Source organism: Streptomyces capitiformicae, from assembly GCF_002214185.1.
Classification (GTDB): Bacteria; Actinomycetota; Actinomycetes; order Streptomycetales; family Streptomycetaceae; genus Streptomyces; species Streptomyces capitiformicae.
The window spans coordinates 4,148,253-4,172,673 of record NZ_CP022161.1 but is presented as its reverse complement, the minus strand read 5'-3'; the positions used below and the strand labels follow the sequence as shown (position 1 = coordinate 4,172,673).

21 protein-coding genes are annotated in these 24,421 nt (G+C 71.3%); 5 read left to right on the top strand and 16 right to left on the bottom strand.

Translation table 11 applies throughout. The annotated features are described in order from the left end of the window. Positions 1-274 precede the first annotated feature (274 nt). Complete coding sequence (locus CES90_RS18585; protein WP_189785306.1) at positions 275-1,378, bottom strand: citrate synthase 2; 1,104 nt, start codon at positions 1,376-1,378, stop codon at positions 275-277. 172 nt (positions 1,379-1,550) lie between these two features. On the opposite strand from CES90_RS18585, the gene pdxH reads away from it, so the two are divergent. After that, positions 1,551-2,180, top strand: a complete 630-nt coding sequence (gene pdxH, locus CES90_RS18580) for a pyridoxamine 5'-phosphate oxidase (protein WP_189785370.1) — start codon at positions 1,551-1,553, stop codon at positions 2,178-2,180. A 12-nt stretch (positions 2,181-2,192) separates the two neighbouring features. Here the strand turns inward: pdxH and CES90_RS18575 are convergent, their stop codons facing one another. The 9 genes from CES90_RS18575 to CES90_RS18535 form a co-directional block, all read right to left on the bottom strand. Further along, positions 2,193-2,801: a TetR/AcrR family transcriptional regulator gene (locus tag CES90_RS18575; RefSeq protein WP_189785305.1), complete on the bottom strand. Its 609-nt coding sequence runs from the start codon at positions 2,799-2,801 to the stop codon at positions 2,193-2,195. Further along, positions 2,789-3,526, bottom strand: coding sequence for an enoyl-CoA hydratase family protein (locus CES90_RS18570; protein ID WP_189785304.1), 738 nt, complete (start codon positions 3,524-3,526; stop codon positions 2,789-2,791). The genes CES90_RS18575 and CES90_RS18570 overlap by 13 nt, the downstream gene beginning before the upstream one ends. Positions 3,527-3,548: 22 nt before the next feature. Beyond that, positions 3,549-5,162 carry a 4-coumarate--CoA ligase family protein gene (locus CES90_RS18565; RefSeq protein WP_189785303.1) on the bottom strand — a complete coding sequence of 538 codons (1,614 nt, stop codon included), beginning with the start codon at positions 5,160-5,162 and terminating at the stop codon, positions 3,549-3,551. A gap of 55 nt (positions 5,163-5,217) precedes the next feature. Continuing rightward, positions 5,218-6,354, bottom strand: a complete 1,137-nt coding sequence (locus CES90_RS18560; protein ID WP_189785302.1) for an acyl-CoA dehydrogenase family protein — start codon at positions 6,352-6,354, stop codon at positions 5,218-5,220. A gap of 152 nt (positions 6,355-6,506) precedes the next feature. After that, positions 6,507-8,348: an acetyl/propionyl/methylcrotonyl-CoA carboxylase subunit alpha gene (locus tag CES90_RS18555; RefSeq protein WP_189785301.1), complete on the bottom strand. Its 1,842-nt coding sequence runs from the start codon at positions 8,346-8,348 to the stop codon at positions 6,507-6,509. A 77-nt stretch (positions 8,349-8,425) separates the two neighbouring features. Then, a complete protein-coding gene (locus tag CES90_RS18550) occupies positions 8,426-10,024 on the bottom strand; it encodes an acyl-CoA carboxylase subunit beta (RefSeq protein WP_189785300.1) in 1,599 nt (532 codons plus the stop codon). Next, the gene (locus CES90_RS18545; protein ID WP_268257035.1) at positions 10,021-11,700 is read right to left on the bottom strand and encodes an acyclic terpene utilization AtuA family protein; all 1,680 of its coding nucleotides are present in this window, start codon (positions 11,698-11,700) and stop codon (positions 10,021-10,023) included. The genes CES90_RS18550 and CES90_RS18545 overlap by 4 nt, the downstream gene beginning before the upstream one ends. Next, positions 11,697-12,494: a TIGR03084 family metal-binding protein gene (locus CES90_RS18540; RefSeq protein WP_189785299.1), complete on the bottom strand. Its 798-nt coding sequence runs from the start codon at positions 12,492-12,494 to the stop codon at positions 11,697-11,699. The genes CES90_RS18545 and CES90_RS18540 overlap by 4 nt, the downstream gene beginning before the upstream one ends. 91 nt (positions 12,495-12,585) lie before the next feature. Next, positions 12,586-14,397: a sel1 repeat family protein gene (locus CES90_RS18535; protein ID WP_189785298.1), complete on the bottom strand. Its 1,812-nt coding sequence runs from the start codon at positions 14,395-14,397 to the stop codon at positions 12,586-12,588. Between the two features lie 269 nt (positions 14,398-14,666). Between CES90_RS18535 and CES90_RS18530 the strand changes: the two genes are divergently transcribed. Then, positions 14,667-15,605 carry an EamA family transporter gene (locus tag CES90_RS18530; protein WP_189785297.1) on the top strand — a complete coding sequence of 313 codons (939 nt, stop codon included), beginning with the start codon at positions 14,667-14,669 and terminating at the stop codon, positions 15,603-15,605. A 152-nt stretch (positions 15,606-15,757) separates the two neighbouring features. Here the strand turns inward: CES90_RS18530 and CES90_RS18525 are convergent, their stop codons facing one another. Then, the gene (locus CES90_RS18525; protein WP_189785368.1) at positions 15,758-16,021 is read right to left on the bottom strand and encodes a GntR family transcriptional regulator; all 264 of its coding nucleotides are present in this window, start codon (positions 16,019-16,021) and stop codon (positions 15,758-15,760) included. Between the two features lie 200 nt (positions 16,022-16,221). Between CES90_RS18525 and CES90_RS18520 the strand changes: the two genes are divergently transcribed. Both CES90_RS18520 and CES90_RS18515 read left to right on the top strand, forming a co-directional pair. Then, positions 16,222-16,536 (top strand): hypothetical protein, encoded by a 315-nt coding sequence (locus CES90_RS18520; RefSeq protein ID WP_189785296.1) that lies wholly within the window; start codon positions 16,222-16,224, stop codon positions 16,534-16,536. Next, positions 16,536-16,958, top strand: coding sequence for a hypothetical protein (locus CES90_RS18515; protein WP_308437885.1), 423 nt, complete (start codon positions 16,536-16,538; stop codon positions 16,956-16,958). The genes CES90_RS18520 and CES90_RS18515 overlap by 1 nt, the downstream gene beginning before the upstream one ends. 125 nt (positions 16,959-17,083) lie before the next feature. Here CES90_RS18515 and CES90_RS18510 read toward each other — a convergent pair whose 3' ends face one another. The 3 genes from CES90_RS18510 to CES90_RS18500 form a co-directional block, all read right to left on the bottom strand. Continuing rightward, entirely contained in the window at positions 17,084-17,713 is a 630-nt protein-coding gene (locus tag CES90_RS18510; RefSeq protein ID WP_189785295.1) for a hypothetical protein, read from the bottom strand. 123 nt (positions 17,714-17,836) lie between these two features. Next, on the bottom strand, positions 17,837-18,583 hold the full coding sequence (locus CES90_RS18505; protein WP_189785294.1) for an SDR family NAD(P)-dependent oxidoreductase: 747 nt from the start codon (positions 18,581-18,583) through the stop codon (positions 17,837-17,839). A 48-nt stretch (positions 18,584-18,631) separates the two neighbouring features. Next, positions 18,632-19,732 (bottom strand): pentapeptide repeat-containing protein, encoded by a 1,101-nt coding sequence (locus CES90_RS18500; protein ID WP_373313489.1) that lies wholly within the window; start codon positions 19,730-19,732, stop codon positions 18,632-18,634. A 170-nt stretch (positions 19,733-19,902) separates the two neighbouring features. Here CES90_RS18500 and CES90_RS18495 point away from each other — a divergent pair, with 170 nt between their 5' ends. Next, positions 19,903-20,268 (top strand): DUF952 domain-containing protein, encoded by a 366-nt coding sequence (locus CES90_RS18495; RefSeq protein ID WP_189785292.1) that lies wholly within the window; start codon positions 19,903-19,905, stop codon positions 20,266-20,268. Positions 20,269-20,286: 18 nt separating this feature from the next. Here the strand turns inward: CES90_RS18495 and CES90_RS18490 are convergent, their stop codons facing one another. After that, on the bottom strand, positions 20,287-20,514 hold the full coding sequence (locus CES90_RS18490) for a hypothetical protein (RefSeq protein WP_189785291.1): 228 nt from the start codon (positions 20,512-20,514) through the stop codon (positions 20,287-20,289). Positions 20,515-20,813: 299 nt separating this feature from the next. After that, positions 20,814-24,176 carry an FAD-binding and (Fe-S)-binding domain-containing protein gene (locus CES90_RS18485; RefSeq protein ID WP_189785290.1) on the bottom strand — a complete coding sequence of 1,121 codons (3,363 nt, stop codon included), beginning with the start codon at positions 24,174-24,176 and terminating at the stop codon, positions 20,814-20,816. Between the last annotated feature and the right edge of the window lie 245 nt (positions 24,177-24,421).

The window sequence follows — 24,421 nt, the reverse complement described above, 5'->3', positions numbered from 1 at the left end:
GAGCCCCTCCACATCGCTGCCTAAAGTTGCGACTACTTCGGAAAGGAGGTGGTTCGGCAGATGTATGAATACCGGACGGAAGAGGTGGCTGCGGGCTGATGGCCCGCCGTCGTACTCGGTTCGGCGCCGGACCAGCACGTGAACTGAGCGTGCAGCCGGCCTAATCCAACGCAGTCACCCGACCCGCAGGCTCGCCGGTACGTCCGGCCGGCTTCTTCGTCCTTGTGGCGGAGGGACCCTGAGCCTGCGGGTCGTCTGCGTTTTCGCGCAGCGGTCAGCGGGACACAATGTCCTCGTAGCCCTCGATCTCCCTCGGGTCGCGGGGGCCCGGGCCGATGTAGCGGGCCGACGGGCGGACCAGGCGGCCGGTGCGTTTCTGTTCGAGGATGTGGGCCGACCAGCCGGCCGTGCGGGCGCAGGTGAACATCGAGGTGAACATGTGCGCCGGGACCTCGGCGAAGTCGAGGATGATCGCGGCCCAGAATTCGACGTTCGTGGCCAGGACCCGGTCGGGGCGGCGGGCGTGCAGCTCCGCAAGGGCCGCCTTCTCCAGGGCTTCCGCCACCTCGAAGCGGGGGGCGCCCAGGTCACGGGCGGTGCGGCGGAGGACTCGGGCTCGGGGGTCCTCGGCGCGGTAGACGCGGTGGCCGAAGCCCATGAGGCGTTCGCCCTTGTCGAGGGCTCGTTTCACGTAGGCGTCGGCGTCGCCGGTGCGTTCGATCTCCTCGATCATGCCGAGGACGCGGGAGGGGGCGCCGCCGTGCAGGGGGCCCGACATGGCTCCTACGGCGCCGGACAGCGCCGCCGCCACGTCCGCGCCCGTCGAGGCGATCACGCGCGCGGTGAAGGTCGAGGCGTTCATGCCGTGTTCTGCGGCGCTCGTCCAGTAGGCGTCCACCGCCGCCACGTGCTTGGGGTCCGGCTCGCCACGCCAGCGGATCATGAAGCGTTCGACGACGGACTGGGCCTTGTCGATCTCGCGCTGGGGGACCATGGGCAGGCCCTGGCCGCGCGCGGACTGGGCGACGTAGGAGAGGGCCATGACGGCGGCGCGGGCGAGGTCGGCGCGGGCCTGTTCCTCGTCGATGTCGAGGAGCGGCTTCAGGCCCCAGACGGGGGCGAGCATGGCCAGGGCCGACTGGACGTCGACTCGGATGTCACCCGAGTGGACGGGGATCGGGAAGGGTTCGGCGGGCGGCAGGCCGGGGCGGAAGGCGCCGTCGACGAGCAGGCCCCAGACGTTGCCGAAGGAGACGTGGCCGACCAGGTCCTCGATGTCGACGCCCCGGTATCGCAGGGCCCCGCCCTCCTTGTCCGGTTCGGCGATCTCCGTCTCGAACGCGACGACTCCTTCGAGTCCGGGTACGAAGTCGGACATCAGGCGGCTCCTCTTGATGCGTGCGACTGGTGGATGCGTACGTTACGCCTGAGTGCCAGGTTTGGGGAGAGTACGCGGCACTCAGTGCCACCAGACTCCCTGTCGGCCGTCGATACGGCAAGATGACCACGTGAATGATCCCGGTCTCGAACCCGTGCCCGATCCCGCTCTCATGCGCAAGCAGTACCGGGCCGACGGGCTCGACGAGAGCGAGCTGGCCGGGGATCCGATGGCGCAGTTCGGGCGGTGGTTCCGGCAGGCCGCGCAGGAGGGCGCGGTCTTCGAGCCGAACGCCATGGTCGTGTCGACCGCCGACGCCGAGGGCCGGCCCAGCTCCCGTACGGTGCTGATGAAGTCGTACGACGAGCAGGGCTTCGTCTTCTACACGAACTACGACTCCCGCAAGGCCCTCGACCTCGCCGAGAACCCGTACGTCTCGCTGCTCTTCCCATGGCATCCGGTCGCCCGGCAGGTGATCGTGAGCGGTACGGCCCGGCGGACCGGGCGGGACGAGACGGCGGCGTACTTCCGTACGCGGCCGCATGGTTCGCAGCTGGGCGCATGGGCCAGCGCGCAGTCCTCGGTGATCTACTCGCGGGCCGAACTGGACGCCGCGTACGAGGAGTTGAACGCCCGCTATCCGGAGGGCGAGCAGGTGCCGGTGCCGCCGAACTGGGGTGGTTTCCGGGTGGCGCCGCAGAGTGTGGAGTTCTGGCAGGGGCGGTACAACCGGCTGCACGACCGGTTGCGGTATGTGGCGGAGCCGGACGGGTCGTGGCGGGTGGAGCGGCTCAGCCCGTGATGAAGCCCGTGATCAGGCGAGCGCGTCGTCCAGCAGTGCGGCCCACTGGGCCACGACCTTGTCGCGGCGGCCCGAGTCGTCGGTGAGGAGGTTGGCGAGGCCGAGGCCGCGGGCCATGTCGAGCATGCCCTGGACGGTTTCGCGGACGCCGGGGCGGGACTCGTCGGCGCCGAGGAGGTCGACGGCGATGCGGTGGGTCTCGCGGCCGACGTGGGCCTCCAGTTCGGTGACCCGGGGGCGGAGCTGGTCCTCGTTGGAGGCGGCGACCCAGAGGTGGAGGGCGGCGCGGAAGAGGGGGCCGGTGTAGAGGTCGACGAGGGCGGCGACGACGGCCCGGCGGTCGGTGGCGCCGTCGGGGAAGAGGGCGCGCAGGGCGGTGGAGCGCTCTTCGGCGACGTACTCGACGGCCGCGGTGAACAGGTCCTCGCGGGTGCGGAAGTGGTGCTGGGCGGCGCCTCGGGAGACGCCGGCGCGTTCGGCGACGACGGAGACCGTGGAGCCCGCCCAGCCGTGTTCGGCGAGACAGGCCACGGCGGCCTGCAGGAGCCGCTGCCGGGTGGCCCGGCTGCGGTCCTGTTTCGGAGCGGCGGCACTGGGTCCGGCCGTGCTCACAACACCCATCCCGGTTCCCGTCTTTCGAGGAAGGCCGTCATGCCCTCGCGGGCTTCGGCGGAGGCGAACAGCCGGGACGAGAGGCGGGTCAGTTCGCCCGCGTCCAGGTCGAAGTTCTCCAGCACCTTAGCCGCGAGCAGGTGTTTCGTCTCCGCCAGGGCCCGCGGGGAGGCTCGGCGCAGTCCGTCGAGGACGGGTTCGAGTACGTCGTCGACGTCGGCTCCGGTCGCGGTCAGCAGGCCGATGCGGGCGGCTTCGGCGGAGCCGAACTCCTCGCCGGTGAGGCAGTAGCGGGCGAGGGCGCGGGGGTCGGTGCGGGGGCGGAGCGTGAGGGAGATGACGGCGGGGGCGACGCCGATGCGGACCTCGGTGAAGGCGAAGGTGGCCTCGGGGCCGGCGGCGGCTATGTCGCAGGCCCCGAGCAGTCCGAGGCCGCCCGCGCGGACATGGCCGGTGACGCGGGCGACGACGGGTTTGCGCAGTTCGACGAGTTGCCGGAGCAGTTTGACCAGGGCCCTCGGGTCGGGCGGGTCGCGTAGATCGGCGCCGGCGCAGAACGTGTTGCCGGTGTGGGTGAGGACGACCGCCCGTACGGTGCCGTCCCGGCCGCACTCCTTGAGGGCGTCGCGCAGTTCGCTCACCAGGGTGGCGGAGAGCGCGTTGCGGTTGGCCGGGGAGTCGAGGGTGAGGGTGGCGATGCCCCGGTCGTGGGTGTGCTGGACGAGGCCCTTCACAGGCGCTCCCGTGGCTGGTCGGTCATGGGCGTTCCCTGAGTTCGCGGAGTTCGCGGAGTTCACGGAGTTCACGGAGTTCACGGAGTTCGCGGCGGAGGATCTTGCCGGAGGCCGCGCGGGGGACGGCGGCGATGAAGGTGACGTGGCGGACGCGTTTGTACGGGGCGACGCGTTCGGCGACGTACATCATGACCTCGCTCTCGGAGAGGTCGGGGGCCGTGGGGTGGCGGACGACGAAGGCGTGTGGGACCTCGTTGCCGTCGTCGTTGTAGTGGCCGATGACGGCGGCGTCGGCGATGCCCGGGTGGGTGGTCAGGAGGGCTTCGAGTTCGGCGGGGGCGACCTGGAAGCCCTTGTACTTGATCAGTTCCTTGACGCGGTCGACGACGTAGAGCCAGCCGTCGGCGTCGCAGTACGCCACGTCCCCGGTGTACAGCCAGCCGTCGGCGTCGATCATGTCGGCGGTGGCCTGCGGGCGGCCCAGGTAGCCCTTCATGACCTGGGGGCCGCGGATGACGACCTCGCCGGGCTCGCCGACGGGGACGTCCTTGTCGGGGTCGTCGAGGGAGACGATCCGCATCTCGGTGCCGGCGATGAGCTTGCCGACGGTGCCGGGGGGCGCGTCGGCGGCCTGGGCCAGGGGCACCAGGTGGGAGCAGGGGGACAGTTCGGTCATGCCGTAGCCCTGGACGACGGGCGGCAGGCCGAGGCGGGCGGAGCAGGCGACGGCGAGCTTCGCGTCCAGGGGCGCGGCGGCGGAGAGGATGTGCCGGACCGTGGAGAGGTCGTAGCGGTCGGCGGCCGGGTGCTTGGCCAGGGCGAGGACGATGGGCGGGGCCACGTAGAGGTGCGTGATGCGGTGCTCGACGATCGCCTTGAGGTAGGAGTCCAGGTCGAAGCGGGGCAGGACGACGACCGTGGCGCCGAGCCGCAGCGGGGCGTTCATGAGTGCCGTGAGGCCGTAAATGTGGAAGAACGGCAGGACGGCGAGGATGCGGTCGCCGGGGCCGGACGGCATCACGGGTTCGAGCTGGGCGAGGTTGGTGGCGATGGACCGGTGGGTGAGCATCACGCCCTTGGGGAGGCCGGTCGTGCCGGAGGAGTACGGGAGGGCCGCCAGGTCCGTCGCCGGGTCGATGTCGACGGCCGGTTCGGGGGCGGCGACCGCGAGCATGTCGATCAGCGAACGGTGCCCGGGGGCGCTGTCGCAGACGAAGATCTCCCGTACGCCGCCCACGCGTTCGGCGGCCGTGCGGGCGGTTTCGAGGAGGGGCGAGACCGTGACGATCCAGCTCGCGCCGGAGTCCCGCAGCTGCTTGGCCAGCTCGTCCAACGTGGACAGCGGGTGGACGGTGGTGACCGTCGCCCCCGCTCGCGTGGCGGCGTAGAAGGCGGTCGGGTAGGCGATGGTGTTGGGGCTGTGCAGGGCGAGCACATCGCCCTTGCGGACGCCGGCGTCGGCGAACGCGGCGGCGAGGCGTCGGTGGAACCGGTCCAGTTGTTCGTACGTGAGGGTCGTGCCGTCGGTGCCGTCGATCAGGGCGGGGGTGTCGCCGAAGTCGGCGGCGTGACCCAGGACGGCTTCGTGGATGGGGAGTTCTACGGGCGGGACGTCTGCGTACTCGCTGCGGAACATGGGGTTCCTCCTCGCACGTACCCGTACGCCTCTCGTGCGTACGGCGTCTGGCGGCTCAGTACGACTTGGGCAAGCCCAGGGTCTGGTGGGAGACGTAGTTGAGAATCATCTCCCGGCTCACCGGCGCGATACGAGACACGCGCGCGGCCGTTATGAGCGAGGCGAGCCCGAACTCGCTCGTGAGGCCGTTGCCGCCGAGGGTGTGCACGGCCTGGTCGACGGCCTTCACGCAGGCCTCCCCCGCCGCGTACTTGGCCATGTTGGCGGCCTCACCCGCCGCCACGTCGTCCCCGGCGTCGTAGAGGTACGCCGCCTTCCGCATCATCAGGCGGGCCAGTTCGAGTTCGATGTGGGACTGGGCGAGGGGGTGCGCGATGGCCTGGTGGGCGCCGATCGGCTGGTTCCACACGGTGCGGTCGCGGGCGTAGGTGATCGCTTGCGCGAGCGCGTACCGGCCCATGCCGATCGCGAACGCCGCCGTCATGATGCGCTCGGGGTTCAGACCGGCGAAGAGCTGGAGGAGGCCGGCGTTCTCGTCGCCGACCAGGGCTTCGGCGGGCAGTCGTACGTCGTCGAGGGTCAGCTCGAACTGCTTCTCCGTGGCCTGGAGTTCCATGGGGATCCGGCGGTACTCGAAGCCGGGGGTGTCACGCGGGACGATGAAGAGGCAGGGCTTGAGGGCGCCGGTGCGAGCGTCTTCGGTGCGGCCGACTATGAGGGTCGCGTCCGCCTTGTCCACGCCGGAGATGAAGACCTTGCGGCCGGTGAGCAGCCAGTTGCCTCCGGCGGCTATGCGGGCGGTGGTGGTGATGCGGTGGCTGTTGGAGCCGGCGTCGGGTTCCGTGATGCCGAAGGCCATGGTTCGGGTGCCGTCTGCCAGGGCGGGGAGCCACTGTTGTTTTTGGGTGTCCGTACCGAAGCGGGCGATCACTGTGCCGCAGATCGCCGGGGAGACGATCATCATGAGAAGGGGGCAGCCTGCGGCGCCCAATTCTTCCAGGACGATTGAGAGTTCGGATATTCCTCCGCCTCCGCCGCCGTATGCCTCCGGCAGGTTGACGCCCAGGTAGCCGAGTTTGGCTGCGTCGGCCCAGAGTTGGTCGGGGTCGAAGTTGCGGCCGTGGCGTTTGCCCAGGGTGGATACGGCTTCTCGTAGGGCCTGGTGTTCTTCGGATTCGTGGGTGTGGGGCATGGGGTTCCTTCCCGGTGCGGGTGGTTTGTGGCTGGTCGCTCCCCCACTCTCGGCTTCTCCCCCACTCTCGACTTCGCTCGAGCGGGGGGACTCCCATGAGCGGGGGGACCCCCATCGCGGCGGTAGCCGCATATCGATACGGCCCCGCGCCCCTAGGTTTCTCGCACCACCGCCAGCAGAGAACCGACCGTCACCTGTTGGCCAGGTACAACGTTCAGAGCGCTCAGCGTTCCTGTACTCGGGGCTGTGATCTTGTGTTCCATCTTCATCGCCTCCAGCCACAGCAGGGGCTCTCCGGCCTGTACGGCGGCCCCGGCGGTCAGGCCTTCGGCGACGCGGACGACCGTTCCCGGCATGGGGGCGAGTAGGGACCCCGGGGCGTGCTGGGCTGTCGGGTCCGGGAAGCGGGCCAGCGCGGTGAGGTGTGTGGCGTTGACGTGGATCTCGTCGCCGTACCTCGCGACCTCGAAGTTCCTTCGTACGCCGGCCACTTCGAGTACGACGAGACGCGCGTCGGCGTGGACGACGCGCGCCCCATCCGCCTCCAGACCCGTCCGTGTGTGGCGGTAGCGGACCTCGATCTCCTCGCCTGCCAGCGCGTAGCGCTTGGTCTGGGGCTGGGAAGGAACGTTGCGCCAGCCGCCGAAGCGGGAGCGGCCGTGGGCGTCGGCGAGGGCGGCGGCCAGGGGGGCGTACGGGTCGGGGGCGGGCTTGGTGAGGTCGGTGAGGTGGCGGTCGTAGAAGCCCGTGTCCATGCGGGCCGTCGTGAACTCCTTGTGGCGCAGGGAGCGGACGAGGAGGTCTCGATTGGTGGTCGGGCCGTGGATGGTCGCCTTCTCCAGGGCACCGGCGAGTTTGCGGAGTGCCTCCTCGCGTGTCGGGGCGTGGGCGACGGCCTTCGCGAGCATGGGGTCGTAGTGGACGCCGATGAGGTCGCCGTCCTCGTAGCCGGTGTCCAGGCGGACTCCCCGCGGGACCGCCAGACGGTGCAGGGTGCCCGTCTGCGGGGCCCAGTCGCGGGGTGGGTCCTCGGCGTAGAGACGCGCCTCGATGGCGTGGCCACGCGCGCGTGGGGGGTCGGTCGGCAGGGCGTGGCCCTCGGCGATCCGGATCTGTTCCGCCACGAGGTCGAGGCCGAACACCGCCTCCGTCACCGGGTGTTCGACCTGGAGGCGGGTGTTCATCTCCAGGAAGTGGGCCCTGTCGTCGGCGACGAGGAACTCGACCGTGCCGGCGCCGACGTAGTCGACCGCGCGGGCCGCGCGTACGGACAGCGTGCGCAGCTCCTCCGCGAGCTCTTCCGAGAGGCCGGGCGCAGGAGCCTCCTCGATCACCTTCTGGTGGCGGCGTTGAAGGGAGCAGTCGCGGGTGCCGAGGGCCCAGACGGTGCCGTGGGTGTCGGCGAGGATCTGGACCTCGATGTGGCGGCCGTGCTCGATGTACGGCTCGACGAACACCTCGCCGTCGCCGAAGGCGCTCAGGGCTTCGGCGCGGGCTGCCTCCAGGGCGGCGCTCAGCTCCTTCAGGTGGCGTACGACGCGCATGCCGCGCCCTCCGCCGCCCGCGGCCGCCTTCACCAGTAGCGGAAGGTCGTCCTCCGTCACCTCCCCGAGCAACGGGAGCCCCATGAGTGTCTTCGCGCGCGTCTTGGACGCCATCGCCTCGATCGCCTCCGGGGACGGACCGATCCAGGTGAGGCCCGCGTCGAGGACCGCGCAGGCGAAGTCGGCGTTCTCGGAGAGGAAGCCGTAGCCGGGGTGGACGGCGTCGGCGCCGGAGGCGAGGGCCGCCTTCACGATCAGGTCGCCGCGGAGATACGTGTCCGCGGGGGCGGCGCCCGGCAGTCGTACCGTCGCGTCGGCCACGCGCGCGTGGAGGGCGTTCTCGTCGGCGTCGGAGTGCACGGCGACCGTTTGGATTCCCAGCTCGCCGCACGTGCGGAAGACCCGGCAGGCGATCTCGCCCCGGTTGGCGACGAGAAGTGTCGAAATCATGTGGCCCCTCACGTTGCTCACATCCACGTTGCTCACATCCACGTTCCTCACATCCACGTTCCTCACATCCGCGTTCCTCACATCCGGAAGACGCCGAAGCCGCCGCGCGCGCCCTCGTAGGGCGCCGTGTGGATCGCGGACAGGCACAGGCCGAGGACGGTGCGGGTGTCGCGCGGGTCGATGACCCCGTCGTCGTACAGCCGCCCGGACAGGAATATGGGGAGCGACTCGGACTCGATCTGCTGCTCCACCATCGCGCGCAGGGCGGCGTCCGCATCCTCGTCGTACGGCCGGCCCTTCGCGGTCGCCGACTGCCGGGCGACGATCGAGAGGACCCCGGCCAGCTGCTGCGGGCCCATGACGGCCGACTTGGCGCTCGGCCAGGCGAAGAGGAAGCGGGGGTCGTAGGCGCGTCCGCACATGCCGTAGTGGCCGGCGCCGTACGAGGCACCCATGAGGACTGAGAGGTGCGGGACCTTCGAGTTGCTGACGGCGTTGATCATCATCGCGCCGTGCTTGATGATGCCGCCCTGCTCGTACTCCTTCCCGACCATGTAGCCGGTGGTGTTGTGCAGGAAGAGGAGCGGGATGTCGCGTTGGTTGGCCAGCTGGATGAACTGGGCGGCCTTCTGCGACTCCTCGCTGAACAGCACCCCTTGGGCGTTGGCGAGGATGCCGACGGGATAGCCGTGGAGGGTCGCCCAGCCGGTGGTGAGGCTGGTGCCGTAGAGGGGCTTGAACTCGTCGTAGTCGGAGGCGTCGACGACGCGGGCGATGACCTCGCGGGGGTCGAAGGGTGCCTTCAGGTCGCCCGGGACGATGCCCAGCAACTCCTCCGCGTCGTACTTGGGAGGTGCGGCGGGGCCCGGATCCTCGTACGCCTTGCGGTGGTTGAGGCGGGCCACCACCCTGCGGGCCTGTCTGATGGCGTCGGGCTCGTCGACGGCGAAGTGGTCCGCGAGGCCCGACACGCGCGCGTGCATCTCGGCGCCGCCCAGCGACTCGTCGTCGCTCTCCTCGCCGGTGGCCATCTTCACCAGGGGCGGGCCGCCGAGGAACACCTTCGCCCGCTCCTTGACCATGATCACGTGGTCGGACATGCCGGGGATGTACGCGCCGCCGGCGGTGGAGTTACCGAAGACGACGGCGATGGTCGGGATTCCGGCGGCGGAGAGCCGGGTGAGGTCGCGGAAGATCGCGCCGCCCGGGATGAAGATCTCCTTCTGGGAGGGGAGATCGGCCCCGCCGGACTCGACGAGGCTGATGCAGGGCAGTCGGTTGGCGAGCGCGATGTCGTTCGCGCGGAGGGCCTTCTTCAGGCTCCAGGGGTTGCTCGCGCCGCCGCGTACGGTCGGGTCGTTGGCCGTGATCAGGCACTCGACACCCTCGACGACCCCGATGCCGGTGACGAGGGACGCGCCCACCGTGTACTCGCTGCCCCAGGCCGCGAGCGGGGACAGCTCCAGGAAGGGGGTGTCGGGGTCGAGGAGCAGTTCGATGCGCTCGCGGGCCGGCAACTTGCCGCGCTCGCGGTGCCGTTCGACGTACGTCTCGCCGCCGCCCGCCAGGGCCTTCGCGTGCTCGGCGTCGAGTTCGGCGAGCTTGGCGAGCATGACCTCGCGGTTCGCCGTGTGGTCGGGGGCGTGGGGGTCGAGGGTGGAGGTGAGGACCGTCAAAGGAGGATCTCCGGGATGTCCAGGTGGCGGGAGCGGAGCCACTCGCCGAGGGCCTTGGCCTGGGGGTCGAAACGGGCCTGCGAGGCGACGCCCTCGCCGAGGATGCCCTCGACGGTGAAGTTGAGGGCGCGGAGGTTGGGCAGCTGGTGTCGAGCGACTTTCAACTGACGACTTTCAGGTATCAACTGTTGAAATCTGTCAGTCGTCAGCTGATGGGTGAGCCACCGCCAGGCGTCATCCGTACGCACCCAGACACCGACGTTGGCGTTCCCGCCCTTGTCCCCGCTGCGGGCACCTGCGATGCGGCCGAGGGGAGCGCGCTTCGTGGGCCCTGGTGGCAACGGCTCCGGAAGGGGCGGCTCCGGCACATCGTCGAGTACGACCGTGTCGTGGGCCGGCGGCACAGGGATCCGCCGCCCGTCGTGGAGGACGGCCACCTGGTCCACGGCCCTTTGGTCGACGTACGCGGCCTCGAAGACGCCGTAGGGCGCGCCTTTTCCGGGGGGTGCGAGTACGTGGAAGCCGGGGTAGCTGGCGAGGGCCAGTTCGACGGCGGCTCCGGTGAGGGCGCGGCCCACCGTGTGCTGGTCGGGGTCGCGTACGACGAGGTGGAGCAGGGCGGCGGCGGTCTCCTCGGTGGGGGCGTCGGGATGGTCGGTGCGGGCGAGGTCCCACCGCGCCTCGGCGGGCGGGGACTTGGCGAGCGCGTCCGCCATCTGCTGCCGTACGAGGGCGGCCTTGGCCTCGATGTCGAGGCCGGTGAGGACGAAGGTGACCTCGTTGCGGTAGCCGCCGAGGCGGTTGAGGCCGACCTTGAGGGTGGGAGGCGGGGCCTCGCCGCGTACGCCGTCGATACGGACGCGGTCTGGGCCCTCCTGGGTCAGTCGTACGGTGTCCAGGCGGGCGGTGACGTCGGGGCCCGCGTACCGGGCGCCGGCCGTCTCGTACAGCAGCTGGGCCGTCACCGTGCCGACGTCGACGAAACCGCCGGTGCCGGGGTGTTTGGTGATGACGCAACTGCCGTCCGCGTGGAGTTCGGCGAGGGGGAAGCCGGGGCGGCTGACGTCCCCTTCCGGGAAGAACGCGTAGTTGCCGCCGGTGGCCTGCGCCCCGCACTCCAGGACATGCCCCGCGACGACCGCGCCCGCGAGGCAGTCGTACTCCGCCGGGCCCCAGCCGAAGTGGGCGGCGGCGGGCCCGGTGACGAGGGCCGCGTCCGTCACCCGCCCCGTGACCACGATGTCCGCGCCCTCGCGCAGACAGGCGGCGATGCCGAAGCCGCCGAGGTAGGCGTGGGCGGCGAGGCTGCCGGGATGTCTGGCGGTGAGGTCGTCGCCCTCGACATGGGCGACGCGGACGGGGATGCCGAGGCGGTCGGCCAGCTCCCGCACCGCGTCGGCGAGTCCGGCCGGGTTGAGGCCGCCGGCGTTGGTGACGAGACGGACGCCCCGGTCGTGGGCGAGGCCCAGGCACTCCTCCAGTTGGCGGAGGAAGGTGCGGGCGTACCCGGCGGTGGGGTCCTTCAGTCGGTCGCGGCCGAGGATGAGCATGGTCAGCTCGGCGAGGTAGTCGCCGGTGAGGACATCCAGTTCGCCGCCGGTGAGCATCTCGCGCATGGCGTCGAAGCGGTCGCCGTAGAAGCCGGAGGCGTTGCCTATGCGGAGGGGTGGCGTCACGCCGACTCCTCGCTGGGGGCGCGGCCCTTGCCCGGCGGACCGGCGAAGGCCTGGGCGATGTCCAGCCAGCGGTCGGCGTCCGGGCCGTCTGCACGGAGGGCGAGGTCGGCTCGGTGGGCGCGCTGGGTGACCAGGAGGCAGAAGTCGAGGGCGGGACCGGTGACGCGGTCGGTCGCGTCCTCGGGGCCGTACTCCCACACCTCCCCTCCGGGGCTGGTGAGTTCGACACGGAACTCTTCGAACGGCGGGGTCAGTCCGTGCACACCGAAGGCGAAGTCGCGGGTGCGGACGCCGAGTCGGACGATGTGACGGAGCCGGTCACTGGGGGCGATCCGTGGGACCCCCAGCGCGTCGGCGACGTCCAGGCCGTGGGCCCAGGTCTCCATGAGGCGGGCGGTCGCCATGGAGGCGGTGGACATGGGCGGCCCGTACCAGGGGAACCGAGCGCCCTCGGGTGCGGCCCGCAGGGCATCCTCCAGAGCCTCACGCCCCGCCCGCCAGTCCGCGAGCAGTTGCTCGGGCGGCTTCTCCGCGCCCTCCTCCGCGCCGTTGTCCACGAAATCCCCGGGCGAGGTCAACGCCGTCTCGACCTCACGGGCGAAGGCGGCCTGATCGGTCACCGCCATCAACGCCGCGCGGTCGGTCCAGGCGAGGTGGGCGACCTGGTGGGCGACGGTCCAGCCGGGGGCGGGCGACGCGAGCGCCCACCGCTCGGGGCTCAACTCGGCCACGAGCGGGTCGAGTTCCTCGCTCTCCGCGCGGAGGGCGTCGATCACGGGGGTGGGGTCGGCCATGGGGGGGAGCATGGCAGCGAGGGGAGAAACAAGCAAGCGTGCTTGCATTGTTTTTGCGGCGGCCTTGCGGAGGACCCCGGTTGGGGCTGGATCAGGTCGGGGGGCGGCCCAGGTCCGTGAGGAAGTGGCGCAGGTCGTCGAAGAAGAGCGCGTGGTCCCCCGCAGCCATCAACTGGTAGATCCGCGTCAGTTCGTCGAGGTGCTCGGGGCGGAGAGGCAATTGCCGCAGCCTGGACAGGGAGCCATGGTTTCCCGACCGATAGGCGCGGAGGTACATCTCCACGGCCTCCTCCGGCCGCCCGGTCTCTTCCAGCAGCCGCGCCAGCGGGTAACAGAAGATCGCGCCGGTGAAATCAGGATCCTCGACCGCGCGACGGAGACTGGCCTCGCCCTCCTCGCTCCTGCCCTGCTCCAGTTGCAGAAAGCCGAGTTTCCCTGCGGCGAAGTGGAACCCGGCATCGACCGCACGCCAGTAGATCAGTTCCGCCTCGACAAGACGCCCCTGCCGCATGAGCAGGTCACCGTAGTTGCTCATCGCGACGACGTCCCCCGCGTCCGCCGCGCCTTTCAGGAACCGCTCGGCCTCCTTCGGGTCGTCGCCGATGGGGCTGCCGAGATAACTGCCCAGGAGACTCATGGCCATGGGGTGGCCTGCCTCGGCGAGCGGTCGCCAGGCGGCCTCGGCGCGGCCGTACTCGCCCTCGCGCTCGGCACGAGAGCCGATGATCAGGCGCTCCTCGTCGTCGGCCGCGTGCGCCAGGCTCGCCTCCCACACTTGCTGCGACACGGATGCATCGGCGTGGTCGACGAGGTAGTCGAAGGGCATGTACGCCATCTCGGAGGCGGGCACGAGGAGGCTGGTGGCGCCGTGGCGGACGCGGGTGGCCCAGGCGAGGGCGTCCGCGAGGGGTTCGGGGCGCAGCGCGTAGCCGCCGGCCGCGGCGAGGAACTCGTCGTGCAGCCCGGCCAGCAGCTCGATCGCGTAGGGGCCGCCAAGACCGGTGCGGGCGAGGGCCACGGCGGCGGAGACGAGGGCCCCGCCGCGCGGGTGCCCGCCGACACGTGAGGCGTGGCGCCACTCCTGGAGGAGGGCGGGGCCGGCGGCGAGGTACTCGGCGATGCCGTGGACGCCGTGGTGGGCGACCGCGTCCTCGATCCGCTCGTCCGCGCTCTGCTCGGCGCGGCGCACCTCGGCGGTGCTCCAGACGCGCTCGACCTCGACGGGGTGCGCCATACGCAGGATGCGGCCCGCGGTGTCCGTACGGTCGTCGTGGTCCCGGGCGAGGAACGTCTCGTACTGCCGTACGCGCATGGTGGCGACGACCGGGACGCGCAGCCGGGCGAGTTCGGCGAGGAGGGCGGGGCTGAGCCCGTCGGCCGCCAGATAGCGTTCCAGGTCGTCCAGCCAGACGAGGTAGCGCACGCCGGCGCGTGCGACGACGCCGGTGACCGCGAGGAGGTCGCGTACGCCGCCCGGGTCCAGCACCCGGTGGCCGGGCAGCACGTCCCGGACGGCTGCGTGCGCGGCACGCGTCTTCCCGGCGGTCGAGTCGCCCACGAGCAGCACCAGCCCGCCTGCCTCGGCGGCCTCGCCCAGGCGGTGGCGCAGGTCCGCGTCGATGTCGCGGGGGATGTACGGGGGTACGGCGTCGCCGTCGGCGTCGGGGCGTGAGCGGTGGGCGCCCGCAGAGAGGGCGTCCCAGTTGGCTGCGAGGGGCCAGTTCCGGGGGTCCTGGAGGTGCGTGGGTACGGCGGGGCCGGGGCCGGGGGTGACGGTCGGTGTGGTGGTGATCGTGACGGGGCCGGTGAAGTCGCGGGCCTGGAGGATGGGGGCGTGCTGGGCGCCGCCGCTGATCTCGTTGCGGGATACGGCACCGGCACCGCCGCCGTCCTGTGCGTTCACCGGGTCCACCCCTCTCGCGTCCTGCGCCTCGGCCGCCGTCGGGGGTCAACCCTAGGAGATGGGGGCGCTGTTGGGCCGGGCTCAGGGCGGGGAGGGCGCGGGCCATGGCGCGGCGTTGCAGATGACCGCCGGACAGGCGCGGGCACCGTCAGCAGCAAAAGGAGTTTACAGGCCTGACACTGTCCATTACTGTGAACCATAAAGCACACTAAATTGAACTGATTCCCCCTTCCCTTCACTTCTCTCATCGCTCATCCTGGACGGCCCCCGTGACACTCCCCAGCGCTGACCGGCCCGCTGCGGCCCCCGCCCCCGCTGTCCCCGCCGCCCCGGCGGCTTCTGCGCGGCGGGGTGCCCTGGGGCCGGTGGGGCTCGTGCTGGCCGGGGGGATATCGGTGCAGTTCGGCGGGGCGTTGGCAGTGAGCCTGATGCCTCGGGCCGGGGCGCTCGGGGTGGTGTCGCTGCGGCTGGCGGTGGCCGCGCTGGCGCTGCTCGTGGTGTGCCGACCCCGGCTGCGCGGGCACTCGCGCACCGACTGGGGCACGGTCGTCGTCTTCGGCGTCACCATGGCCGCGATGAACGGCCTTTTCTACCAGTCCGTCGCCCGTATCCCCCTCGGCCCCGCCGTCACCCTGGAGGTGCTCGGCCCGCTGGCCCTGTCCGTCCTGACGTCCCGCCGCGCAGTGAACCTGGTGTGGGCCGGGCTGGCGCTGTGCGGCGCCTTCCTCCTCGGCGGCGGCGGTGAGGGGGGCATCAGCGGCCTCGACCCGCTCGGCGCGGCCTTCGCCCTCTCCGCCGGGGCGATGTGGGCGGCGTACATCGTCTTCAGCGCGCGTACGGGCCGACGGTTCCCGCAGGCCGACGGGCTGGCGCTGGCCATGGCGGTCGCGGCTGTGCTGTTCCTGCCGCTGGGCGTGATCGAGTCCGGGACGCGGCTCCTCGACCCGACGACGATCGCCCTGGGCGCCGCCGTCGCCGTACTCTCCTCCGCCCTCCCCTACACCCTCGAACTCCTCGCCCTGCGCCGCCTCCCCGCCCCCACCTTCGCGATCCTCATGAGCCTGGAGCCCGCCATCGCCGCGACAGCGGGCTTCCTGATCCTGAACCAGACCCTCTCCGCGACGGAGTCCCTCGCCATCGCCCTGGTGATCGCGGCGAGCATGGGGGCGGTGCGGACGCAGGTGGGGCGAGGGAAAGCGAACAAGTGACTCGCGGGCATGCTCCTGTGGCCCGACCGACGTTCCGAACCAGAGTCCCTAGCCGACAGGACACGCCAGTTCAGGCTTCGCGCGGTTGAGCGATCGGGACTTGAGCAGCCTCGATGGCGTTTGCCGGCTTCAAGCGCCGGTAGCGCGGCAGGTCACTCTTCGGTGGGCTCATCGCCTTCGGTCGCGGCCTGGACGGGTGGCCGCTCGACAACGAAGGAGCCCTTCCCGCGCACGGTGACTACAAGCCCGCGCTCGCGGAGTTCTTGGGTGGCCCGGCGTGCGGTGAGTCGGGCGACGCCGTACTCGTCGGCGAGGTGGTTCTCCGAAGGGATGGGTCGGTCGGGCGCCAGCTCTCCCGATGCGATCTTGCGCTCGACGATATCGGCCAGTTGGACGTAGAGCGGCCGGGCGCTCATCGGGTCCAGGGGCTTCTCCGGCTCCTCTGTATCGCTCACATGTCCAACGTAGACAGCCCTCATCCTACCCATTCGAGTGGATCCCTCTGTACTTGTATACAGAGGGATGTGCCCTTGATTAGCTTCGGTGACATGGAAACCCCGGCGAGGTGGTCGAGACCTCCCGGGGCGTGGCCAACGCTGCTCAAGTAGCGTCGACAATGCACGACTTTATCCGCCGCATCACCCTGTGGCTGCGGCTTCTGTTCAACCCTGGTACGGGCAGGCGGCGGGCCGGGGATCGTCTCGTCGTCGCACCGGTGCCGGTTGAGTGGGCAGGGCCAGTGCCGATGCCGCTCCCCGCGCATCGGTCTCCATACGGGCTGCCCGAGCATTTCGACGGCGCCGCCACCATCGCCGTACGCCCCTACGTCACCGCCCACGAACAACGCCGGCGGCGACGGGAGTTGGCCATGGCTGCGCTCGGAATGGACATGCCCGGGGCGTACTGGATTCACGGCGTGGAGGTCGCCTGATGGGAACCGAGGAGGCGGCCGTACCGGAACCGCCGCGTGAGGCGCGCTTGTTGCCCTGGTCCGGTGTCGGCAGCAAGCCCTGCTTTTTGATCGGCGACGACCAGGGCGGGCCGGTGACCCGCCTGGCCGACGCCACCGAGTCCATCCAGCTCGGCATGGGTGCGGAACTCCTCGCGCACGCCCGGGACATGCTCCCGGGCACCCCGCGCGGCGAAGTCCGCTTGCTCGCCGAGCGGTTGACCGAGGCGCTCAGTGATGCCATCCATGTCGCCGAGAGCCGTGGGCGGCGGCTGCGGCAGCGGCAGCGGCAGGGCAGCGGCAGCGGCAGCGGCAGCGGCAGCGGCAGCGGCAGCGGCAGCGGCAGCGGCAGCGGCAGCGGCAGCGGCAGCGGCAGCGGCAGCGGCAGCGGCAGCGGCAGCTGAACTGAGGGCGGTGGCACGACTCCCGTAAGCGCTGAACGTTTGGCAGTTCCGTCCCACCTGTCTCGGCGACACGCCGTCGTGCACGGCGTGTCGCCGGGACAGAACTGCCAATCGGTGCGCCTGACTTACCGCACCGCCCCCACCGACGCCCCCACCGACGCCGGCGCCGGCGCGAAGTGCACCGGGATGTACTGGTCGTACAGCCGCTCGTTCGTCGCCGTGAAGTCGGCGCGGGTGACGATGGCGCAGCGTACGGTCTCGCCGCACACCTTGCCGTCGGCGATCTCGGGGCGGAGGTTCAGCGTCGTACGGAAGCGGCCGCCCTCCTCGTAGGGGAGGGTGATGCCCGGCGTGCCGGTCCCGGTGTCGGTGATGCGGCGTGAGGAGCCGTCCTGGGCCTCGCGGCCGCCGAGACACGGGCCGGGGAGCGTGGTGTACGTCGAGGGGTCGCCGACCTGGACGCCGTCCGGGATCACACAGAAGGCGAGGAAGATGCCCTGGGCGCGGTTGTATCCGGCGCCCTTGACCTTGACGGTGCCGCCGGCGGCGGGCAGCACGACGGGGTTGGCCTTCAGCCGCAGCCGGAACTTCTCGCCGTCGGCGGTGGTGACGGTCCGCTGGGCCTTGCCGGTCAACGGCGCGGCGGACGCCGTACCCGCCAAGGGCAGTACGGCGGCGAGCCCGGCCGCGGTGACGGCGAGAGCGCCGCGCAGCAACGTCTTCACGGGCCTGTGGGTGGGCGTGGGGGGTTTCATGGGGCGGAGGCCGTCCCTTCGGTTGTGTATTACTTGAGATCTGAACTTCTTGATCCCATGTCTAGAACACGACTGATCAGTAGGCAACATCGATCGCGTTCTCAGGCCAGGTTCAGGTCAGGTTCAGGTCAGGTTCAAGCCCCCGTCGAGGACGATGACCTCACCCGTGAGGTAGGTGTTGGCGAGGACGGAGGCCACCAGGGCGGCCACGTCGGTGGGTTGGGCGGGGCGGTGCATGGGGGCTCGGTCTCGCCAGAGTTCGTGGGCCTGGAGCCAGTTCTTGGTCATCGGGGTGTCCACGAGGCCCGGGGCGATCGCGTTGACGCGGACGTCGGGGCCGAGGGCGGCGGCGAGGAGGCGGGTCACGTGGTTCAGGGCGGCCTTGGTCGCCGCGTACGGGACCGATGAGCCCTTGGGGCGTACGCCGGCGTGGCTGGTGATGTTCACGATGTCGCCGCCGGCCGGGGAGCGGCGGAGGGCAGGCAGGGCGGCTGTGCACAGCACCCAGGGGGCGATCAGGTTGACTTCCAGCAGGTGGCGCCAGTCCGCCGGGGTCGCCGCGGCCAGGTCGTCGTGCGGGATGGGCCAACTGATACCCGCGTTGTTCACGAGCACGTCCAGTCGGCCGTCGTAGCGGGCGAGTGCCGCCTCGACCAGACCTCTGGCCTCGTCCTCCACCGCCAGGTCGGCCCGTACGTACGTGCCGCCGAGCTCCGCCGCCAGCGCCTCGCCCGCCTCCGTACTGCGCCGCGAGTGGACCACGACCCGCATCCCGTCCGCCGCCAACCGCCGCGCCACGGCCTCCCCGATGCCCGACGTGGACCCGGTGACCAGCGCTACAGGGCGATCCGCTGTGTGTTGCGTGCTCATGCCGCGGATCTTGCCCCGGCCCCGGCCCCGGTGATCCAGGACGACGCCTCAGGACATCGACCGCAGCGGCGGATGCTGAGTCGTGATGCCCGGCGGCTGAAGCAGGGGTGGGGGTTCGGGGCCGGGGTCGGGAGTGCGGAGAACGCCGGTGGTGGTGGGGTCGAAGTCGGCGGGCCAGCGGGTGTGTTCACTGGTCAGGGCTCCGGTGAGACGGGCCTCGGTGAGGTCGGCGGTGGTGAGGTCGGTGCCGCGCAGGTCGGCCATGCGGAGGTCGGCCCGGTGGAGTACGGCGCCGCGCGCGTCGGCCTTGCGGAGGTTGGCCTCGCGGAGGTCGGCCCCGGTGAAGTCCGCGTCGCGCAGGTCCGTTTCGACGAGCTTCGCGCCCCGGAGGTCGGCCAGGGCGAGCCGCGCTCGGCGCAGGATCGCCGTCGTGAGGTCGGCGTGCCGGAGGTTGACGGAGACGAGTGAGGCCTGGGTGAGGTTGGCGTGGTAGAGGCCTGCCGCCTCCATGCAGGACCGGTCGAGGTTGACCTCGTGCAGCCACAGGCCGTCACAGTCGGCGCGGCGCAGGTCCGTGACGCTGAGGTTCACCCAGGACTGTTGCCGGGGGTTCTGCAGCACGACGCCCAGGCCGGTGAGGGCCACCTGGGCGTCGGCGGCGCGAACCTCCAGTGGTGCCACGTCGTTGATGTGTGTGTCGGCCGTCGACGCATCGGGGTCGGCCGGCGGCCACGGCAGGTGCGTACGCAGGTACGCGGCCTGGATCGAGATGACCGCCTCGCGGTCGCGTGCCGAGTGCTCGGCGATCCGCCACAGCGCGTGGAGTCCGCCGATGCGTACGTCCAGGTTGTCGCTGCCGAGTTGGTCGACCGCCCGGCTGAAGCGGTCGGTGACATAACCCTCCTGGGTCGCGCGCAGACCGTCTTGGCTGACCCGCAGTTGCCGCCAGGTGGCGTACGCGCCGAAGAGCAGGACCAGACCGCCGATGGCCTGGAGCAGCGTCGTGCGGACGTCGTTCACCGCTTTCAGCCGGTCTTGCGCGGCGACGCTCGCTCCGGCGAGGTCGTGGTCGACCACCATGCCCGGCAGCACGACGAGCACCACACCCAGGACGGCCAGCCCTGCCGCCCCGATCAACACGCCCGCGATCGTCCGGCGCCCACGGCCACCGCGATCCGTCCCCCCGCCCGTCCCCCCGCCCGTCCCCCCGAGTTCCATGGGCACGGGAGCGTAGGCGCCACCCGCTTGTCGATCAAGGTCGGCTGCCATGCCGCAGCGGCCCCATGCACCCCCGCGTACCCCTGCTGTATAACCGGGCCATGATCCACCACGTCGTGTCCCTCGCCGCCTGGAACGCCCACCCCGACCAGCCCTACTCCCCCGACTCCCTGCCCGAGGACGGCTTCGTCCACTGTTCCCCCGACGAGCCGACCACCCTGGCCGTCGTCAATGCCTTCTACCGCGACGCGCCGAAGCCGTTGCACGTGCTCGTCATCGACGAGGCTCGGCTGGATGCCCGGGTCGAGTTCGAGGCGGCCGTCCCGGCCCCGCCTCCGGGAGTCGGCGCGGACGTTCTGTTCCCGCATGTGTTCGGCCCCATCAACCGCGACGCCGTCGTGGGCATCCTGGCGATCCGGTGGGACGAACAGGGCCACGCGACAGGCTTCACCGCCGGCCTCACCTGATACCCGCGCCCCTTCCCGCTACCGGCAGACGAAGGTCTCCCCGGCCGAGTTGGTCACCTCTTCGCCGACGTCGTAGCAGACATCGCCCTGTTCGGGGTTGCTGTCGGAGTCGAAGTCACAGGACGCTCCGATGCCCGCGAGGATGGCGAGGAACACGATGGAGCATCCCAACTGACCGAGACAGCCTCCGATCTTCTCGCCGAGAGTGGAACCGTTGCCGTTGTTTCCGGGCACACCTGAAGCCATGGCTTTCCCCCGTCCGCCATTTGCGTCTTGCGTCTATGCGCAAGACAGTTCCCATTGAAGGGCGGACTGCGGGCGACAGCCACCTGTACGTACGGCTTACGTACCGCTCGTGTATGCGGGTGAGTGGTCGCGTTACGGCTGGTACGCCGCTGAGTGGCTGTCGGCGGCGGCCTTCCGGAGCTCAGCCACCCAGGCGTCCACAGCGGGCAACCGCTGTCCCGTCCGACCGGCCCCGAGGGGCGTTTTCCGGACGTTCTCGCGGAGTCGTGGCGGAGTTCTTCCGGACGCTCCTCGGAGGATCAGGCCTCCGGCCGATCCGCCCCTCCCCTCGCCCGCTCCGCCAACCCTTCCGCCAGCACCTCCGCCATATGCAGCCCCCGCCGCCCCGCCAGCTGTTCCAGCTGCGTCCGGCATGAGAAGCCGTCCGCCATGAGTACCGCGTCGTCGGCCGCCGCCCGTACCGCCGGAAGGAGTTGGTCTTCCGCGCAGGCCACGGAGACGTCGTAGTGGCCCTTCTCGAAGCCGAAGTTGCCGGCCAGGCCGCAACAGCCGCCGCTCAGGTCGCCGGTGAGGCCGGCCGCGGCGCGGAGCCGGCGGTCGGGGGCGTCACCGAGGACGGCGTGCTGATGGCAGTGCGTCTGGCCGACGACCGGGCGGTCGAGGACGGGAGGGGTCCAGTTCGGGGCGTACCGGTCGAGGGCCTCGGCGAAGGTGACGACCGAGGCGGCGAGTCGGGCGGCGCGGGGGTCGTCGGGGAGGAGTTCGGGGAGGTCGGTGCGGAGGGTGGCGGCGCAGCTCGGTTCGAGTACGACGATGGGGATGGGGATGGGGATGGGGCTCGGCTTCGGGGCGAGGTCGGGATCCTCGGCCAGTATCCGGGCCGGGATCGGATCGAGGAACATTTCGAGCATGTCGAGGGTGCGGCGCAGTACCGCGCGGGCGTGGTCGAGCTGGCCCGTCGAGATGTACGTGAGGCCGCAGCAGACGCGGCCCTGCCGCATGCTGAACAGGGCACGGGTGAGCTTCCACTGGGTGAGGGAGACCTCCTCGCCCGCCTCCATCCTCTTCAGCCAGGACGGTTTTCTCCTCATCCGCAGGGTCGGCGGCACGATGACATGCAGTCCGGCGGCCTCCAGGACCCGCAGGGCGGCCTGCCCCACGGACGGCGAGAGGTACTCCGTGAAGGTGTCCGTCCACAGGAGCACCATCTCCGGTGACTCGTAACCGTCGTCGTCCTCGTCGTCCTCGTCGTCCTCGTCGTCCTCGTCGTCCTCGCCGTCCTCGCCGTCCTCGCCGTCCTCGCCGTCCTCCTGCTCCCAGCCCGCCTCGGCGATGGCGTCGGCCAACTCCTCCGGATCGAGGGATCGGCCACCGAGCGGATCGCCCTCGATCACCTCGCCCTCGATCGCCTCGCCCTCGATCATCTCCCCCTGCGTCGCCTTCTCCTCCTCAACCCGCTCCCTCAGCCATCGCAGATACCACCGGCTGAACGGCACCGACGCCAGCCTCGGCAGCTCCCGTTCCTCCGCGATCCCGCCCAGCCGTTTCGCCGCCCGCGCCAACGGGCCGACCGAGGCGAGGAAGTTGACGACGCGGGCCGTGCGCGTACGGGCGATCAGGCGGAGCCACACCGGCAGCCGGCCCATCGCGTAGTGGGCGGCGGGGCGGCGGCGGCCCGCGTAGTGGTGGTGGAGGAACTCCGCCTTGTACGTGGCCATGTCGACGCCGACCGGGCAGTCGGAGCGGCAGCCCTTGCAGGACAGACAGAGGTCGAGGGCGTCCCGTACCTCCGGCGAGCGCCAGCCGTCCGTCACCACCTCGCCCGCCAGCATCTCGTGCAGCAACCGGGCCCGGCCCCGGGTGGAGTGCTCCTCCTCGCCCGTCGCCCGGAACGAGGGGCACATGACGGCCCCGGATGCCGGACTCACCTCGGTCGTACGGCACTTGGCGACGCCGACGCATCGTCGTACGGCCGCCGAGAAGTCGCCGCCGTCCTCCGGGTACCCGAACACCACGGGCACCGGAGGCCTGCCGCGCGGCAGCACCGCGAAGCGGAGGTTGGAGTCCAGGGGTGCGGGGTGTACGAGCATGCCGGGGTTGAGGAGGTCGTCGGGGTCCCAGACCGCCTTCACCTGCTCGAACAGCCCGACCATCTCGGGGCCGTACATCTTCGGCAACAGCTCGGCCCGGGCCTGGCCGTCGCCGTGTTCGCCGGAGAGGGAGCCGCCGTGCGCGACGACCAGCTCCGCCAGCTCCTCCGAGAAGCGGCGGAAGCGGGCGATGCCCGGCCCGGTCAGCAGGTCGAAGTCGATGCGGACGTGGATGCAGCCGTCGCCGAAGTGGCCGTAGGGCGTGCCGCGCAGGTCGTGGGCCCGCAGCAGGCCCCGGAAGTCCCGTAGGTAGGCGCCCAGTCGGGCGGGCGGCACCGCGCAGTCCTCCCACCCCGGCCAGGCCTCTCCCCCACTCTCGGCTCCGCTCGAGCGGGAGGGACCCCCACCGCCCGGCATGCGGGTCGCCGTACCGCTCGCGTCCTCTCGGACACGCCACAGGGCGCGCTGGGCGGCGGGGTCGGTCACCACCAGCGAGTCCACGAGCGACGCGGCCGAGTCCGCCGCGCGCACGATCGCCTCGGCGTTCGCCCGGGCCTCGGCGGTCGTCTCGCCGCCGGTCTCCACGAAGAGCCAGGCCCCGCCGCGCGGCAGCCCGGCCGTCCCCGGTGGCACCAGGTCGGCCGCCATGCCCTCCACCGTCAGCGGGCCGGGCTGCAGCAGTCCGGGCGCCGCCTCGGCCGCCGCGCTCTCGTCGGCGTACGCCAGCACGGCCAGGGCACGCGCGCGTGGTGCCTCGACGAGTCGTACGACCGCCTCCGTGAGCACCCCGAGCGTGCCCTCCGAACCGCAGAAGAAGCGGGCCACGTCCGCGCCCCGCTCGGGGAGCAGGGCGTCGAGCGCGTAGCCCGAGATACGGCGGGGCAGGTCGGGGAAGCCGGTGCGCAGCCGCGCCAACTCCCGCTCCACCAAAGGCCGGAGGCCATCGGGTGCGCCCGCCCAGTCCCGGCCCGGTCTCCGCGCCTCCCCCCTGCCGTCGAGCACGGACAGCTGCCGCACGCTGTCCGCCGTCGTACCCCAGGCCACCGAGTGCGCGCCGCAGGAGTTGTTGCCGATCATGCCGCCCAGGGTGCAGCGGCTGTGGGTGGACGGATCCGGGCCGAAGCGGAGGCCGTGCGGGGCGGCGGCCTCCTGGAGGCGGTCCAGGACGAGGCCCGGCTGGACCACGGCCGTACGCGCCTCGGGGTCGAGCGACACCAGCCGGTTCATGTGCCGGGTGAAGTCCAGCACCACGCCCGTACCGGTGGCCTGCCCGGCGATCGACGTACCGCCGCCGCGCGCCACGACCGGCACGCCCTGCTCACGGCACACCGACAGGACGGCCGCCACGTCGTCCGCGTCCCGGGGCGCGACCACGCCGAGCGGCACCCTCCGGTAGTTGGACGCGTCCATCGTCATCAGCGCCCGCGCGGTCACGCCGAAGTCGACCTCGCCGCCCACGGCCGCCACCAGCGCGGCCCGCAGACCGTGTACGTCCACGTCGCCGCCGGCCCGGGCCCGGCCGCCGGCCCGGCCCTCGTCCCCACGACTCTTCGTGCCCCCGAATTCCGTCATGGATCCAGCATGCCCCCGACCACTGACAGTGACCATCCGGTGACGGTCCGGCGGACATCGCGGCACGATGGTGGGACGTTGCTGGGACGTTGCACGGATTCCGGGGAGCTAACCGGAAACCGCCCGACTCAGGTCACGAACTCCCATATAGTGACGGCCAATTGAGCACCAGGTGTCGCTTCTCGTTCAGGAACCGACCGTGTTACCGAGGCCAGGAACCGACTGCGTTACCGAGTTCAGAACCG